The sequence below is a fragment of the Streptomyces sp. NPDC059679 genome, assembly GCF_042734105.1.
GTDB lineage: Bacteria > Actinomycetota > Actinomycetes > Streptomycetales > Streptomycetaceae > Streptomyces.
On record NZ_JBHWES010000182.1, the window covers coordinates 843 to 2,290 of the forward strand.

The 1,448-nt window shown below is 65.9% G+C and carries 3 protein-coding genes; all 3 read right to left on the minus strand.

What is annotated here, in order from left to right; translation table 11 throughout:
• Window positions 1-93: 93 nt before the first annotated feature.
• The 3 genes from ACFV2X_RS55500 to ACFV2X_RS55510 all read right to left on the minus strand — a co-directional run bounded on the left by ACFV2X_RS55500 (window position 94) and on the right by ACFV2X_RS55510 (window position 1,316).
• Window positions 94-342 (minus strand): hypothetical protein, encoded by a 249-nt coding sequence (locus ACFV2X_RS55500; protein ID WP_385631940.1) that lies wholly within the window; start codon window positions 340-342, stop codon window positions 94-96.
• Between the two features lie 149 nt (window positions 343-491).
• A complete protein-coding gene (locus tag ACFV2X_RS55505) occupies window positions 492-749 on the minus strand; it encodes a hypothetical protein (protein ID WP_385631942.1) in 258 nt (85 codons plus the stop codon).
• A 153-nt stretch (window positions 750-902) separates the two neighbouring features.
• The gene (locus ACFV2X_RS55510) at window positions 903-1,316 is read right to left on the minus strand and encodes an SLOG family protein (RefSeq protein WP_385631944.1); all 414 of its coding nucleotides are present in this window, start codon (window positions 1,314-1,316) and stop codon (window positions 903-905) included.
• Between the last annotated feature and the right edge of the window lie 132 nt (window positions 1,317-1,448).

Below are 1,448 nucleotides of genomic sequence, written 5' to 3' on the forward strand. Positions count from 1 at the left end.
GGTTTCTTTTTTTTTTTACACTCACGTTTTTTTTTTGGTGTTTGGGGGGGGGGGGGGGGGGGGGGGCCCCCCCCCCCCCCCCGGCCAGGGGCTTCAGCCCCTCGCGAGCCTCGCGGCCCTCACAGCCGCCATCTTCTGGCGGAGGAAGGCCATGCGCTCCTCCGAGATGGGCGGGGTCGGGTCGTACACCTCGGTCACCGCTCCCCCCTTTGCGGCGACTAGCTCACGCCAGGCGGTGATGCGCTCACGCGGGGTTCCAGCGGGGAACCTGACGGGCGCGATCAAGCTGCCGTCCTTGTCCCATCGAAGGAAGCTGACCGGCTCGGTGATCTGCTTGCTCATGGATTTCCTCCGTGGTGTGGGTTTCGGGTGGTGGTGTTGCTTGGGGCGCCACCCCCTTCCAACAAGCTCAATATTACCAGTATTAGACCGGCTCGGACAAGCCGGAAAGGGTCTCTGACAAGGGATTCTTTCCGGATTTCCATGATCCTTTAGAGGTGTTCCCGGCCGGGGCTCCGGCGCTTCGCCTGACGGTCGCCAGCACCCCAGGCACATAGGCCGCGCGCCGCGCGGAGCACGATGGCGACGGGCCACAGGGGCAGCATCGCGCACCATCCCGCCACGGCCAGGAGCGTTTCCGGTCGGGCGGCGGGGCGGTCCTCACCGTTCTTGATCTCACGCAGGAGATCGAGCGGCGTGGAGACGCCAGCGAAGTACAGAAAACCGAACAAAAGGTATGCAGTGCACATATGCTTACTCCTCGATGTGCCGGTCAGGCGGTCTCGGCGGCGAACCGGTCGGCCATGGCGCGCACGTCGCTGGAGGTGAGCCCCCGGCGGCATCGCTCACTCGGGCCGCGCCTCTCCGTGCGGCGAAGGAGTCCCCCGCCGCACGGAAGCGGCTTATGGGGCCTCAATTCGGCGCACGGGACGGCCAGCACGCCCGGCCAGCAGCGCGGTCGCCTTTGCGCGGTGATCACCTGGCGCCAGGAACGCCAGGACGAAATCGGCATGGTCGACCATGGAGCGGACGCGCGAAATGGGGGCACCGGGACGGTACAGACCATTGACCGCGTGGGGCTCGTCCGGGATGCCGTGGGCGTGCGCCCAGTCGCGAGCAGCGGCCACCGCGCCGGTCTCCTCGTCGGCGTGCATCACGATCATGCGGGCCTCTGGACCGTAGAGCGAAACGATGTCGTGCCAGACATCGGTAAGGGCGTCATGCACCTGGCCAGGCTCCGACCATTCGGAGGCCCCGGCGATCAGGACCCGCTGCGGCCAGATCCGGAACGGGGCGGGTGCGGCAGTGATAGCCATTGCTGACTCCTCGCGGTGTGGGTTTCGAGTGGTTCTCGTTGTTCGGGGTGCCACCCCCTTCCAACAAGCTCAATATTACCAGTACTAGACCGGATTCGGGAAGTCGAAAAGGGGGTCTGACCAGGGTTTTTC